Here is a 13,516-nt window from a genome sequence, read left to right as displayed (position 1 = left end):
CAGGGCTGCCCTGACGACTGAACCCATGGCACGAAAAGGGGAGATGTGGCTCATCTGCTGGTGGTCGAGAGCTGGGTCGGATCGATGAGCAGGCTGCTGCCACGCGCCATCCGCGAGGGCGGGCACGAGTTCACCTTCCTCACCCGTGACCTGCATCACTATCTGCGCTCGGCGCCCGAGGGGACCGCGCACCCGCTGCTCGGCGCGCGCAATGTCATCACCGCCGACACCAACGACACCGACGCCCTGCTGCCCGAGGTGGCGCGGCTGCACTCGGTGCTGGGCTTCGACGGGGTGATCACCTCGTGCGACTACTACCTGCCGGCGGTGGCCCGCATCGCCGGGCACCTCGGGCTGCCCGGCCCCGGACCCGAGGCCGTGGAGAACGCCTGCCGCAAGGACGCCACCCGCCGCGTCCTCGCCGAGGCCGGCCTGCCCGGACCGCGCTTCGCCGTGCACGAGGAGTGGGCCGACCTCGTGCGGGCCGCCGGCGAGATCGGCTACCCGCTGGTCGCCAAGCCGGTCGACCTGTGCGCCGGGATGTACGTCCGGCGGATCGAGCACGAGGCCGAACTGGCCGATCTGCACCGCGCGTTGGCCGACTTCCCGGTCAATGCCCGGGGGCAGCGGCGCACCCCGGCCGTTCTCCTCGAAGAGCTCCTCGACGGCCCCGAGGTGAGCGTCGAGACCGTGTCGTACGCGGGCGCGGTGCACCCGGTCGGCGTCACCGACAAGAGCGTCGGCGGGGCGCCCGCCTTCATCGAGACCGGCCACATGTTCCCCGCCGCCCTGCCCCTCGCCGACATCGAGGCCGCCGAACAGACCGCGCTCGGCGCGCTCAAGGCGCTCGGCCTGACCGACGCCGTCGTCGCGCACACCGAGATCAAGCTGACCTCCGCGGGACCGCGCGTGGTCGAGGTCAACCCCCGGCCCGCCGGCAACCGCATCACCGAGCTCGTCCGCCATGTCACCGGCATCGACCTCGCCGCCGCCTTCGTGGACGTCGCCCTCGGCCGCAGGCCCGACCTCAGGCGCACCGACACCGGGTTGCGCAGCGCCGCCATCGGCTTCCTCGTACCGGACCGCGCCGGCACCCTCGAAGCCCTCGACCCTCGCCGACTCGACGCCGAACCGGATGTGTTGGAGCTGCTTCTCGCCGAGCCCGGCACGGCCGTGAAGCCGGCCGGCAGCAACAACGAGTACCTGGGGCACGTCATGGCGGGCGACCCCGACGGCCCCGGCGCCCGCGACCGCGTCGAGCGGATGCTGGCGGCTCTGCGCGCGCGGCTGGTGATCCGATGACCCCCGTCACCGCCCGGCCGACGGCCGCCGGACGGACGTACGACGAACTCGTCGCCGATGTCCGCGAAGGCGCCCTCGGGCCCGACCCGCGCACGCTGCGCATCGCCGTCGCCTTCACCACCCGGCAGGCCGTACGGCACGACGGGCGCGGCACCGGCTACCGCAACGAGGTGCTCAGCCTGCGGCTCGCCGAGGCCGTCGGCTCGTGCGCGGTCGAGCCCGGCGAACTGCCCGACGGCGCGCTCGACGAATGCGTCGGCGCCGACGTGGCACGCCTGCTCTGCCATCCGCTGCCCGCGGTGCGGGTGGCCGCCCTCGACGCCTACCTGATGCACATCGCCCCGCACACCCCGGAGCACGGCGCGCACCCCGTCGCCCTGGCCGCCGGTTCGTCGCTGGAGAAGTCCCGGGCGCGGGCCGGTGCCGTGGTGGAGCTGCTGGACCTGCCGGACGGCGGCAGAGTGCTGGTCGTCGGAGTCGTCAACTCCCTGCTGGAGGCGCTGCGTTCACGCGGGCTCGGCTATGTGCCGTGCGACCTCAAGGGCGGGGTCACCGAGTGGGGCGAGCCGGTCGTCGCCGACGCGCTTGCCGCCGCCGGGCGCTGCGACGCGCTGCTGGTGTCCGGGATGACCCTCGGCAACGCCACCTTCGAACCGCTGCGCGCGCACGCCCACCGGCACGGCAAGCAGCTCGTGCTGTTCGCCCAGACCGGCAGTGCCGTGCTGCCCCGTTTCCTGGGGCACGGCGTCACCGCCGTGTGCGCGGAGCCGTACCCCTTCTTCTGGCTCGACGGCGGGCCCGGCGTCGTCCACCGCTACCGCTGTCCCGGGGGTGAGCGATGACCGCGACGGTCCTACGTCCCACCGCCCAGCGGGAGCTGCTCGCCCTGCTCGGCCGTACCCCGGTCGTACGCGTCACGGCCGGACTGCCCCACGCCCACCCCGGGTTCTGGGCCAAGCTCGAAGGGCTCGCCGCGGGCGGCATGAAGGCGCGGGCCGCCGTGTCGATGCTGCTCGGCGCGCGCGAACGCGGCGAACTGTGCCCCGGCGCGCCCGTGGTGGAGTCCACGTCCGGCACCCTCGGCATCGGACTCGCCTTCGCCGGACAGGCGCTCGGCCACCCCGTCGTCCTGGTCGGCGACAGCGAACTGGAGCCGTCCATGCGGCAGTTGCTGCGTGCGCACGGCGTCCGTCTGGAGCTCGTCGACCGTCCCGCACCGCAGGGCGGCTGGCAGGCGGCCCGGCTCGGCAGGCTGCGCGAACTGCTCGCCGAACTCCCCGGCGCCTACTGGCCCGACCAGTACAACAACCCCGACAACACCGCCGGTTACGCCTCCCTCGCCGCCGAGCTCACCGCCCAGCTCGACCATCTGGACATCCTGGTGTGCAGCGTCGGCACCGGCGGGCACAGCGCCGGAGTCATCGGCCCACTGCGCCGGCACTGGCCCGCGCTGCGCCTCATCGGCGTCGACGCGACCGGCTCGACGATCTTCGGCCGGCCCGCCCGCCCCCGTCTGATGCGCGGCCTCGGCAGCAGCATCCACCCGCGCAACGTCGCCTACGACGCCTTCGACGAGGTCCACTGGATCGGCCCCGCCGAAGCCGTGGACAGCTGCCGGCGGCTCGCCCGGGGCTCGTTCGTCAGCGGCGGCTGGAGCACCGGCGCGGTCGGCAGAGTCGCCGCATGGGCGGCCCGCGTGCACCCCGGGGCGGTCGTCGCGACCGTGTTCCCCGACGGGCCGCACCGCTACCTCGGCACCGTCTACGACGACGACTTCATCGCCGCCCATGGCCTCGACCTGGCCGGCGCCGCCACCCGCCCCGTGGAGATACCGCACCCCTGTGCCGCCGAGGCCGCCGGGTGGGCGCGGTGCGCACGGGTCACCGATCCACTCTCCGGAAGGACACGATGAAGGCCCGCCTGCGCACCGCACGTCTCGAACTCGCCGAGCCGCTGCGCATCTCCCGCTCCGTCATGACCGCCCGCGACGCCGTATGGCTGAGCGTCGAGCACGACGGCGTCACCGGACACGGCGAGGCCGTCAGCAGCGTGTACTACGGCCTGGACGCCGCCACGCTCGTGCGGCTGATCTCGGCCGTCGACCTGGCACGGTTCCCCGACCCCGAGAGCGCCCTGGAAGACCTGCCCTCCGGTGCCGTACCGCCTGCCGTGACCGCCGCCGTCGAGGCCGCGCTGCTGGACCTCGTCGGCAAGCGGGCCGGGGTGCCCGTCCACCGACTCCTGGGCACCGAGGCGTCGTTCGGCGTCGCCACCGCACGCACCATCGGCATCACCTCGCTCACCCACGCGGCGGCCGAGGCCCGGCGTCTGGCCGCGGGCGGATTCGGCGTCCTCAAGGTGAAGGCGGGCTCGCCCGACCCCGAGGACGACGTGGAGCGCGTACGGGTCGTCCGGGACGCGGCCCCGCGAGCGCGGCTGCTGCTGGACCCGAACGGCGCCTGGAGCGTGGCGCAGGCCGAGCGGCTGCTGCCCCGGTTCGCCGCGCTCGGCGTCGAGGCCGTCGAACAGCCGCTGCCGCCCGGCGACCCTGACACGCTGGGCGCCCTCGCCGAGAGGTCGCCGCTGCCCGTCATCGCCGACGAGGACGCGGTGAGCGCGGCGGACGTACGGCGGCTCGCGGGCCGCGTCCACGGCGTCAACGTCAAGCTCGCCAAGTGCGGGGGAGTCCGGGCGGCCCTGCGCATCGCGGAGTTGATCGAGGGCAGCGGGACCGAACTGATGCTCGGCTGTCTCACCGCCAGCAGCCTCGGCATCGCCCCCGCCGTCCACCTCGCCGACCGTGCCCCCTGGACCGACCTCGACGGCCATCTGCTGCTCGCCCACGACCCATGGCGCGGCATCGGCGGCACCGACGGCGTCGTACGCCCGAGTGCCCTGCCCGGTCTGGGAGTCGAGGAGGTGACGGCGCATGCGGACGTGGCGTGAGATGCGCGGCTTCCCGCTCGCCGTCCAGCTGCTGCTGGTCAACCAGCTCGGCGTCAACACCGGTTTCTACCTCCTCATCCCCTACCTCGCCACCCACCTCGGCGAGAACCTGGGCATGTCGGCGGCGGTCGTCGGGGTCGTCCTCGGTGTGCGCAACCTCAGCCAGCAGGGCCTGTTCATCATCGGAGGCTCGGCCGCCGACCGGCTCGGGGCACGGGGCGTCATCATCGCCGGGTGCGCGCTGCGGACCGTCGGGTTCGCGCTGTTCGCGCTGGGTGACGGGCTGCCGGTGCTGCTCGCCGCGTCCGTGCTCAGCGGGCTCGCCGGGGCGCTGTTCAACCCGGCCGTGCGGGCCTATCTCGCGCAGGAGGCGGGGGAGCGCAAGGCGGAGGCGTTCGCTCTGTTCAACGTGTTCGCCACCACCGGGGCGCTCATCGGGCCGCTGCTGGGCAGCGCCCTGCTCCTCGTCGACTTCCGCACTTCCGCGCTGACCGCCGCCGCCATTTTCGCGGTCCTCACCGTGGCACAGGCCCTCGTGCTGCCCGCGCGCAAGGTGGCGCCGAGCGGCAGCGGGGTCCTCGGGGACTGGCGCGAGGTGCTCGGCAACCGGGCCTTCCTGGCCTTCTCGCTCGCCATGGTCGGCATGTTCACCCTGGAGAACCAGCTGTATCTGCTGCTGCCGGACGGGGCCAGGGAGGCCACCGGCTGGGACGGGGCCGCGGGCATCGTCTTCCTCGTCGGTACGGTCGCCAACCTGGCGTTCCAGCTGAGGATCACGAAGGCTCTCAAGTCCCGTGGCAGCAGGGCGGGTTGGATCGCGGCCGGGCTGGTGGTGATGGGGCTGGCGTTCCTGCCGGCAGCCCTCATGACAGGTGTCGTGCCCGTACTGCTGGGCGCGCTGCTGCTCTACCTCGGCATCATGATCGCCTCACCGTTCGTGATGGAGCTGATCCCGCGCTTCGGCCGGCCCGAGCTGACCGGCACGTACTTCGGGATCTTCTACGTCGTCTCCGGCGTCGCGGCGGCGGTCGGCAACACCGTCGTCGGCTGGGCCATGGACACCGGGGACAGGCTGCCCTGGGTCTGCTGTGCCGTCGTCGGGACCGCGTCGGCGTGCGGTGTGGCGTGGCTGCACCGGCGCGGAGTTCTGCCCCGGGCCGTCGAGCGGAGCTACGCATGACCGGCGCCAACCTCCTCACCGACCACCCCGCCCTCTATGAGGCCCGCTTCCCTGACCCCGACCGGCTCGCCGGGCGCTGGACGGAGGAGTGCCTGCGCAGGTACGACGCGGGAGAGCGGGTCCTGGACATGGGCTGCGGCACCGGCCGTGACGCCGCGCACCTGCATTCCGTAGGCCGCGAGGTGACCGGTGCCGACCTCTCCGAGGCGATGCTGGCGTACGCCCGTGACCGGCACCCCGGCCCCTCGTTCGTCCGCGCCGACCTGCACGGCTTCGATCTGGGCGTGTTCGACGCCGTCGTCTGCCTGGACAGCTCCCTGCTGTACTGCCGCACCAACGACCAGCTCGACGGCTTCCTCGCCTCCTGCCGTCGCGCCCTCACCCCGGGCGGGCTGCTGATCGCGGAGATGCGCAACGGGGCGTACTTCCTCGGCCGAACCGACCTCCTCGACAGCCCGACCGGCAACACCTTCACCTGGCAGGGCATCACCTACCGGTCGACGACCACACTGACCGTCGACCGCACCGCGCAGCTTCTGCGCCGTACCCGCGTCTGGGCCGGCGACGACGGCGCGCCGCCCGTCGCGCAGCACTCCGCCTGGCGGCTGCTGTTCCCGCACGAGCTGCGGCACTTCCTCGCCGCGCACGGCTTCGAGGTCCTCGAACTGCACGACGGACCCGGCCCGCGCACCGAACCGCCCTGGCAGGAGGGCCGGTTGCCCGGCACCGCCACGGACGCGGACCGGCTGCATCTCGTCGCACGTCTGCACATCCACTGACCCGAAGGACCAGTCATGAACGACGTACGTTTCCCCGGCCTGCGTTTCCCCGGCCTGCACCGACGCGGCTTCCTCGCCGCCACGACCGGGGCGACCGCCGCACTCGCCCTTGCCGGATGCGGCGGTTCCGGCGAGAGGGCGGCCTCCGACGGCACCCCGAAGCGCGGCGGACGGCTGCGCGCCGCCTTCGCCGGCGGGGGCGCCGGTGAGACCCTGGACCCGCACCAGGCGAGCCTCTTCGCCGACGTGGCCCGGGCCAAGGCCCTCTTCGACAAGCTCGCCGACTACGGCGCCGACCTCTCCGCCCGGCCCAGGCTCGCGGAGCGGTGGGAGTCCAACAAGAGCTTGGACCGCTGGCAGGTGACGCTGCGTCAGGCCGTGTTCCATGACGGCAGGCCCGTCACCGCCGAGGACGTCCTGTACAGCTACCGCCGGATCGCCGACCCGAAGCAGGCGTTCCGCGCGAAGGCGTCCCTGGAGCCCATCGACCTCGATGCCAGCCGGGCCACGGGGCAGCGGTCGATCGAGTTCGTGCTGAAGCGTCCCACCGCCGAATTCCCCAATGTCCTGGCCGCGTTCGGGGCGTACATCGTCCCTGCGAACGCCACCGAGTTCGACGACCGGCCGATCGGCTCCGGCCCCTTCCGGTTCGTGTCCTTCGCGCCCGGCCGCTCCGCCCTCTTCCGCCGCTTCGACGACCACTGGGACGGCGCCCCGCTCCTCGACGAGGTCGAGTTCGTCGTCGCCAACGAGGAGTCCGCCCGCGTCAACGCCCTCCTCGGCGGCCAGGTCGAGTACGCCCACGAACTCAACCCGACCACCGCCCGCGCCCACGAGGACGGGGGACAGATCGAGATCGTGCGGCTGCGCAACAGCGCCATGCAGGCGTTCTGCATGAAGACCGACCGGGCACCCTTCGACGACCAGCGCGTGCGCCAGGCGTTCTTCCTCATCGCCGACCGGCAGGAACTCGTCGACGGCGCGCTGTCCGGCGCGGGCGAGGTCGGCAACGACCTGTTCGGCAAGGGCTACGAGTACTACGCCGCCGACCTGCCGCAGCGCACCCAGGACCTGGACCGGGCCCGCGCCCTGCTCAAGCAGGCCGGCGCCGAGAATCTCAAGGTCACCCTGGACACCTCGGCCGTCGCCGCCGGGTTCACCGAGGCCGCCGGCATCTTCCGCGACCAGGCCGCGAAGGCGGGCGTCACGATCGACGTCAAGATGGGCAGCAAGGACTCCTACTGGAGCGACATCCTCGACAGCGGCACCCTGTGCTGCTACCGCTCCGGCGCCATGCCCGTCGAGGCCCACATCTCCCAGCGCCTGCTCACCGACTCCACCACCAACGCCACCAAGTGGCACCACAAGGACTTCGACGCCCTCTACCAGCAGGCCCAGTCCACTCGCGGCAAGACCGAGCGGGCCGCCGTCTACGAGCGCATGCAGCGCCGCCTGTACACGGAGGGCGGCTTCCTCGTATGGGGCTTCGCCGACTGGATCATCGGCACATCCAGGTCGGTGAAGGGAGTAGAGGCGAAGGCCCCCGCCAACACCCTGGACTGGGCCCGCTTCGACAGGGTGTGGCTGGCGTGAGAACGCGGTTGGACAGCGCCCCAAAGGGGCGCGGGGAACTGCGCGACCAGCCCCGACGGCTCCGCAGCCGACAGACGGCCTACCGCGGCACATCCTTCGTCGCCCGGCGCCTTGCCCTCGGCGCAGCCCAGACCGTGGCAGTCGTGCTCCTGATCTTCACCCTCACCGAGGCCCTCCCGGGCGACGCGGCGGTCGCGCTCGCCGGCGACCAGCCCGACCCCGCCCGCATCGCCGCGATCCGCGAGGCCATGGACCTGGACCGACCCGCGCACGAGCGCCTCGCCACCTGGGCCACAGGCACCCTGCACGGCGACTTCGGCACCTCCCTGACCTCCGGCCGCCCGGTCACCCAGTACATAGCGGACGGCTTCGGACCGACCCTCACCCTCGCCGCCCTCACCCTGGTGCTGCTGATCCCGCTCGGCTTCGGCCTCGGCGTGCTCGCCGCCCGCCACGAGGGGGGCCTCGTGGACCGCCTGGTCAGCTCGGTGACGCTGGCCGTGTACGCGGTCCCCGAGTTCGCCCTCGGAGTGCTGCTGGTGACGGTCCTCGCCCTGAAGCTGGCCGTCCTGCCGCCGACGGCCGTCGGCCACGGCACCGACCTGCTCGCCCATCCGGCGGTGCTCGTGCTGCCCGTACTGGTCCTGCTGTCCCGCCCGGTCTGCTCCCTGTCCCGCCTGGTACGGGCCGGCATGGTCGATGCCCTCGCCTCCCCGTACGTCGCCCACGCCCGCCGCTGCGGTGTCCCCGGCGCCCGGATCCGCTACGCCCACGCGCTGCCGAACGCCCTCGCCCCGGCCGTCCAGCAACTCGCCCGTACCGTCGACTGGTTGCTGTGCGGGGTCATCGTCGTGGAGGCGCTGTTCGTGATTCCGGGGCTGGGGACGGTCCTGCTCAACGCCGTCGCCGAACGTGACGTACCGGTGGTGCAGGGGCTGGCCGTGGTGTTCGGCGTGCTGACGGTCCTGCTCAACCTCGGCGCCGATCTGGTGGCCCACCGGCTCACGCCCCGCGCGGGGGTGGCCGCATGACGCACCGCCGTTTCGCACTCGGCCTCGCCGTCGTCGCCGTCCCGCTGGCACTCGCCGTCCTCGGACCGTTCTTCGCGGGCGACCCGGGACCTCGCGCCACGTCCTTCACGCTCGGCGACGGCCCTTGGCTGGGCACCGACTTCGTGGGCCGTGACGTCCTGCGGCAGATCCTGCTGGGCGGCCGTACCGTCGTGGTCACCGCCCTCGCCGCGACCGCGCTCGCCTATCTGGTCGCCGTCCCGGTCGGGCTGGCCGGCGCGCTCACCCGGCTGCGGTGGCTGGAGGACCTGCTGATGCGGCCGCTGGACGTGCTGCTCGCCGTACCGTCGCTGCTGCTGATCCTGCTCGTGGCCTCCGTGCTCACCCCGGGGGCTCCGGGACTCGCGCTGCTCGTGGCGCTGGTCAACGTGCCCGACGCGGCCCGGATCGTCCGGGCCGCGGCCGGGGAGGTGGCCGCACGCCCGGCCGTCGAGGCGTTGCGCATGCAGGGCGAGAGCCGGTGGCGGATCGCCGTCGGCTACGTCGGCCGTTCGACGCTGCGCACCCTCGCCGCCGACGCCGGCGTCCGCCTGACCGGCGTGCTGTACCTGGTGTCGACGGCCGCGTTCCTCGGCGTCGGCGTCGCGCCGGACGCCGCCGACTGGGCGGTGATGGTCGACCGCAACCGCACCGGCCTGCTGGTGCAGCCCTGGGCCGTGGTGGTGCCCGCACTGCTGATCGTGGCGCTGACGATGGGCACGAATCTGCTCTTCGACGCCGGATTCGCTCCGCGGGGTGTGCCGCGAGGGATTGTCGGGCGGCTGCGGGTTCGTCGTGGCTGGTCGCGCCCCGCGGCGGAGCCGCATATCGAAACAGCCCCGCGCCCCCAAACGGGCGCTGCCGCACCCGTGGGCCCGGAAGCGGACGTGCCTCTGGCCGAACTTCGCGGTCTGCGTGTGGAGATCGGTGACCGTGCCCTCGTCGACGGCGTCGACCTGAGGGTGTTGCCGGGAAAGGTGACCGCGCTGGTCGGTGCCTCCGGGAGCGGTAAGACGACCACGGGACTGGCACTGCTGGGCGAGTACCCGTCCGGTGCCCGTGTCACGGGCGAGGTACGGCGGACCGGCGACGACCCCGTGGGCTACGTTCCGCAGCACCCTGCCGCCGTCCTCAACCCGTCCCGTCGAGTCGGCGCGCTGCTGTACGACATCGCCCGCCTCCAGGTACGCCACCTGCCCCGGCCCGAGCGCCGGGCGGCGGCCCGCGAACGAGTACTCCAGGCACTGGCGGACGCCGAACTCCCCGACGCCGAACCTCTGGTGCGGGGTTACCCGCACCAGCTCTCCGGTGGTCAGCAGCAGCGTGTCGTCCTCGCCCAGGCCCTGCTGCTCGGCGCCCGGGTGATCGTCGCGGACGAGCCCACCACCGGCCAGGACGCGCTGACCAAGAACCGGATCGTCGACCAGCTGGCGGCGGTCGCGGCACGCGGCATCGCGGTCGTCCTGCTCAGCCACGACCTCGACGTGGTCCGCGCCCTCGCCGACGAGGTCCTCGTGCTGCGCGCGGGCCGAGTCGTCGAGTCGGGACCGGCGGAACGGCTGTGGGCGGCGCCCCGGCACGAGTGGACTCGCCGGCTCCTCGACGCCCGGCTTGCGAGCCCACCCGACGTGACGAGTCAGGAGCGAAGTCAACCGACCCTGGAGGTACGGGACTTGATCGCGGTGCACGGTCGCGGGACCGTCGTGCTGCGCGCCCCACGCCTCGCCCTCCACCCTGGTGAGTGCCTCGCCGTGGTGGGCCGCTCCGGCAGCGGCAAGACCACGCTCGCCCGCTGCCTCGCGGGCCTGCACCGCCAGTACTCCGGAGAGATCCCGCTCGACGGCACACCGCTCCCGCGCAGCCTGCGCCATCGCAGCCGCGCCCAACTGGCCGCCGTGCAGTACGTCTTCCAGGACGCCCGCGCCGCCTTCGACGAGCACAGGCCGGTGCTGGACCAGGTGGCCCGCACAGCGGTACGGCTGCGCGGCGTCGGCGAACGGGCGGCCACGGACGAGGCATCGGCCACCCTGAACCGCCTCGGCCTGTCACCGGACCTGGCCCGGCGCCGCCCCGGCGAGCTCTCCGGCGGCGAACTCCAGCGGGCCGCCCTGGCCCGCGCCCTGCTGGCCCGCCCCCGCGTGCTGATCTGCGACGAGGTCACCTCCGGCCTGGACACGGTCACCCGGCGCGGCATCCTCGACGTCCTCGCTGGCCTGGTCCGGGGCGGGGACGGCATGTCCCTCGTCCTCGTCACCCATGACCTGGACACCGCACGCCTGGCCCACCGCATCGCCGTACTGGACGCGGGGGAGATCGTCGAACAGGGCCTGGCGCAACGCGTCCTGGCGCGGCCCCGGCATCCGTTCACGGTCTCTCTCATGGAGACGGCGGAGCGGCTGGAGACGGGGACCCGGGGGTGAGAGCCGACCTCCGGGCTCGTTCGCGGAGGAGACGGGAGCCTCTGCGAGTGGCCCGGAGGTCGGCGGCTGTGGGCGCGCCCGACGCCTACGACCTGGTCGGCAGGCGCCTGCGGCGCGGGCGGGCCGTGGCGCGGGCGAGCAGGATGTGGATCTGACGGACCGCCTCACCCGGATGCGTGGCCGCGGTGGCGAAGGGCAGCCGGGTGTCGTGGTGGGAGTCCGGTGTCTGGGAGCGGAGCACCAGGCCGTGCCGGTCGAGCCGGAGCGGCCGTACCTCGCACGCGCCGAGTTGCTCCTTCGCCGGGAGCAGCCGGGCGAGCGGGGCCACGGTGTCGGCGTGGGCCGCGTCCAGCCGGGCCAGCATCTCGGCCTCGTGGTGGGCCAGCGGGTCGGGCGAGGCGAGGGCCAGTTCGTCGAGGGCGATGATCGCCGTACGGCCGTCCTCGGTGAGCACGGCCCGGGCCGGGTGGAACACCAGCGCCTTCGGGCCCAGGACGGTCAGCCGGCCGCCCAGTGTCAGCCGGGCACGCACCCGTTCGCGTACGGCGACGGGGGCGACGTCGGTGAATTCCACCAGGGCGGCCGGATCGCCGTGCGGGGCCATCGCGGGCCCGGCCGCGAGGTGACCGTCCGGCGGGTCGTTGAGGAGCAGGCGGGCGGCGGCGTCGACGGTGTGCAGGCCGATCAGTTCGACGCGATGGCCGTGCGTGGTGACGGTCAGCGAGCCGGCCGCCGAGAGCACCGAGCGGGCACGCTCGGCGGGCGTAGGCTCGGAGCAGGTGGCAGCGGGCATGAGCACCTTCCTCCACTAGGTTCCGGTGACTTAGGTAAGCCTAACCTTACCTCTCGGTGATCGGTTTCACCAACCCGTCAGCAGCAGGTGATTGACGAGCAGCGCCAGCACGGCCTGCGCCACGAGCCAGGCGCGCGGTCTCGGCAGCAACGCGCAGGCGGCCGGCAACCACAGCGCGAACGGCAGCCAGATCCGCTCCGTCTCCGCCTTGCTCATCCCGGACAGATCGGCGACCAGCATCGCGACCAGGGCCCCCAGCACCAGAACACCGAGCCGGAACGCGGCCGTTCGGTCCCGGCGCAGCAGCACGACTCCGGTCCGCCGCAGCCCGGCCACCGTCGCGAGCCCCACCACCAGCACCTGGCAGGCGAGGTTGGCCCACACCCAGTAGGCCTGCGGACGGGTGCCGCCGGCGCCCTGGTCGTAGCGGGTGACGAGCAGGTCGTACGCCTCCCACCAGTAAAAGCCCAGCGCCGTGAACACGACCGGCACGACCGCGAAACCCGCCAGCGCGAAGGGGAGGGGCCGGACGCGCCCGGAGCCCAGCACGAGCACGGCGGCGGCGATCACGACGTACAGCGTCAGGCCGTACGACAGATACACGGTGAGGCCGAACAGCAGCCCCGAGGCGAGGCCGGTCCGGCGCGGCCGGTGCCCCGTCACCGCGAGCGCGAGCAGAGCCACCGCCCAGGCCGCGACCGCCGCGAAGTAGCCGTCGGCGGACGTCCCCATCCACACGGCGCCCGGGGCCAGGGCCAGGAACGGCGCGGCGCGGCGGGCGAGTTTCTCGTCGGCGAGGGTGCGGACGGTGACGAGGACGCCCAGCGCGGCGGTCGCCCCGACCGTGATGCACCAGACCCCGGCCCACGCGCCGCCGCCCAGACCGATCCGGTCCAACTGGACGAAGGTGAGCGTGGCCGCCGGGGGATGCCCGGCGATGTGCGCGGGCCAGTGCTCCGGCGAGGCGCCGACCACGATGTGCGAGGTGAAGTCCCGCAGCGCCGCGGGGATGTCCTGGAAGCGGTCGATGACCTGGAGGTACTCGTACCGTGTCGTCAGCCGGCGGGCGATGCCGCGCTGCCAGCCGTCGACGAGCGCGAGCGAGAAGGTCCAGGCCATGCCCGCCACCCACACGGCCGCCAGCAGTCGGCGCCAGGGCAGGCGTGCGGCCAGGGGCGGGCCGTACGCCACCACCGCGACCGCGACGGTGATCGCGGCCGGGGTGCCCGGACCGAGGTGCGGTTCCCAGTAGGCGAGGAGCGGCGGCCAGTTGACGAAAAGGGTGCCGTCCCGGTGCTCGACAGCCGTGCCGACGACAGCCGCCACGGCGAAGAGCAGGACGGCGGCCGCGGCGGCACTCAGATCGCGGCGGAGGTCCCGGCGAGCGGCGGTGCGGGTGTCGGCGGGGGCCTCGGGCAGAAGATCGCTGGTCACGTCTGCGACGCTAGGGCGCT

11 protein-coding genes and 1 pseudogene are annotated in these 13,516 nt (G+C 73.5%); 10 read left to right on the top strand and 2 right to left on the bottom strand.

Annotated features, from left to right (window positions below):
* Positions 1-45 precede the first annotated feature (45 nt).
* From ACFPQ9_RS06660 to ACFPQ9_RS06615, 10 genes and pseudogenes are all read left to right on the top strand, one after another.
* Positions 46-1,302 (top strand): ATP-grasp domain-containing protein, encoded by a 1,257-nt coding sequence (locus ACFPQ9_RS06660; RefSeq protein ID WP_380847983.1) that lies wholly within the window; start codon positions 46-48, stop codon positions 1,300-1,302.
* Complete coding sequence (locus tag ACFPQ9_RS06655) at positions 1,299-2,144, top strand: Rossmann-like domain-containing protein (protein ID WP_380847980.1); 846 nt, start codon at positions 1,299-1,301, stop codon at positions 2,142-2,144. The genes ACFPQ9_RS06660 and ACFPQ9_RS06655 overlap by 4 nt, the downstream gene beginning before the upstream one ends.
* A complete protein-coding gene (locus tag ACFPQ9_RS06650) occupies positions 2,141-3,214 on the top strand; it encodes a PLP-dependent cysteine synthase family protein (RefSeq protein ID WP_380847977.1) in 1,074 nt (357 codons plus the stop codon). The genes ACFPQ9_RS06655 and ACFPQ9_RS06650 overlap by 4 nt, the downstream gene beginning before the upstream one ends.
* On the top strand, positions 3,211-4,248 hold the full coding sequence (locus tag ACFPQ9_RS06645) for a dipeptide epimerase (RefSeq protein ID WP_380847974.1): 1,038 nt from the start codon (positions 3,211-3,213) through the stop codon (positions 4,246-4,248). Before ACFPQ9_RS06650 ends, ACFPQ9_RS06645 begins: the two co-directional genes overlap by 4 nt.
* Positions 4,232-5,428: an MFS transporter gene (locus tag ACFPQ9_RS06640; RefSeq protein WP_380847971.1), complete on the top strand. Its 1,197-nt coding sequence runs from the start codon at positions 4,232-4,234 to the stop codon at positions 5,426-5,428. The genes ACFPQ9_RS06645 and ACFPQ9_RS06640 overlap by 17 nt, the downstream gene beginning before the upstream one ends.
* Positions 5,425-6,207 (top strand): class I SAM-dependent methyltransferase, encoded by a 783-nt coding sequence (locus tag ACFPQ9_RS06635; protein WP_380847968.1) that lies wholly within the window; start codon positions 5,425-5,427, stop codon positions 6,205-6,207. Before ACFPQ9_RS06640 ends, ACFPQ9_RS06635 begins: the two co-directional genes overlap by 4 nt.
* A gap of 15 nt (positions 6,208-6,222) precedes the next feature.
* Positions 6,223-7,800, top strand: a complete 1,578-nt coding sequence (locus ACFPQ9_RS06630; protein WP_380847965.1) for an ABC transporter substrate-binding protein — start codon at positions 6,223-6,225, stop codon at positions 7,798-7,800.
* Positions 7,801-7,838: 38 nt separating this feature from the next.
* Complete coding sequence (locus ACFPQ9_RS06625) at positions 7,839-8,831, top strand: ABC transporter permease (RefSeq protein ID WP_380848477.1); 993 nt, start codon at positions 7,839-7,841, stop codon at positions 8,829-8,831.
* A pseudogene (locus ACFPQ9_RS06620) lies at positions 8,828-9,598 on the top strand (ABC transporter permease); the annotation flags it as partial. The gene ACFPQ9_RS06625 and the pseudogene ACFPQ9_RS06620, both read left to right, overlap by 4 nt.
* A gap of 120 nt (positions 9,599-9,718) precedes the next feature.
* Positions 9,719-11,269 (top strand): ABC transporter ATP-binding protein, encoded by a 1,551-nt coding sequence (locus tag ACFPQ9_RS06615; protein WP_380848474.1) that lies wholly within the window; start codon positions 9,719-9,721, stop codon positions 11,267-11,269.
* Between the two features lie 85 nt (positions 11,270-11,354).
* Here the strand turns inward: ACFPQ9_RS06615 and ACFPQ9_RS06610 are convergent, their stop codons facing one another.
* Together ACFPQ9_RS06610 and ACFPQ9_RS06605 are read right to left on the bottom strand one after the other, a co-directional pair.
* Positions 11,355-12,062: a DUF2470 domain-containing protein gene (locus ACFPQ9_RS06610; protein WP_380847962.1), complete on the bottom strand. Its 708-nt coding sequence runs from the start codon at positions 12,060-12,062 to the stop codon at positions 11,355-11,357.
* Positions 12,063-12,128: 66 nt separating this feature from the next.
* Positions 12,129-13,496: a hypothetical protein gene (locus tag ACFPQ9_RS06605; protein WP_380847959.1), complete on the bottom strand. Its 1,368-nt coding sequence runs from the start codon at positions 13,494-13,496 to the stop codon at positions 12,129-12,131.
* Positions 13,497-13,516: the final 20 nt, after the last annotated feature.

It is taken from the genome of Streptomyces coerulescens (assembly GCF_042657965.1).
Lineage (GTDB): Bacteria > Actinomycetota > Actinomycetes > Streptomycetales > Streptomycetaceae > Streptomyces > Streptomyces coerulescens.
The sequence above is the reverse complement of the archived record's forward strand: the minus strand, read 5'-3'. Positions and strand labels throughout refer to the sequence as shown.

Coding starts and splice junctions, on each gene's coding strand:
- ACFPQ9_RS06655 (WP_380847980.1), top strand. CDS start 1,299: ATGACCCCCGTCACCGCCCGGCCGACGGCCGCCGGACGGACGTACGAC.
- ACFPQ9_RS06650 (WP_380847977.1), top strand. CDS start 2,141: ATGACCGCGACGGTCCTACGTCCCACCGCCCAGCGGGAGCTGCTCGCC.
- ACFPQ9_RS06645 (WP_380847974.1), top strand. CDS start 3,211: ATGAAGGCCCGCCTGCGCACCGCACGTCTCGAACTCGCCGAGCCGCTG.
- ACFPQ9_RS06640 (WP_380847971.1), top strand. CDS start 4,232: ATGCGGACGTGGCGTGAGATGCGCGGCTTCCCGCTCGCCGTCCAGCTG.
- ACFPQ9_RS06635 (WP_380847968.1), top strand. CDS start 5,425: ATGACCGGCGCCAACCTCCTCACCGACCACCCCGCCCTCTATGAGGCC.
- ACFPQ9_RS06630 (WP_380847965.1), top strand. CDS start 6,223: ATGAACGACGTACGTTTCCCCGGCCTGCGTTTCCCCGGCCTGCACCGA.
- ACFPQ9_RS06610 (WP_380847962.1), bottom strand. CDS start 12,062: ATGCCCGCTGCCACCTGCTCCGAGCCTACGCCCGCCGAGCGTGCCCGC.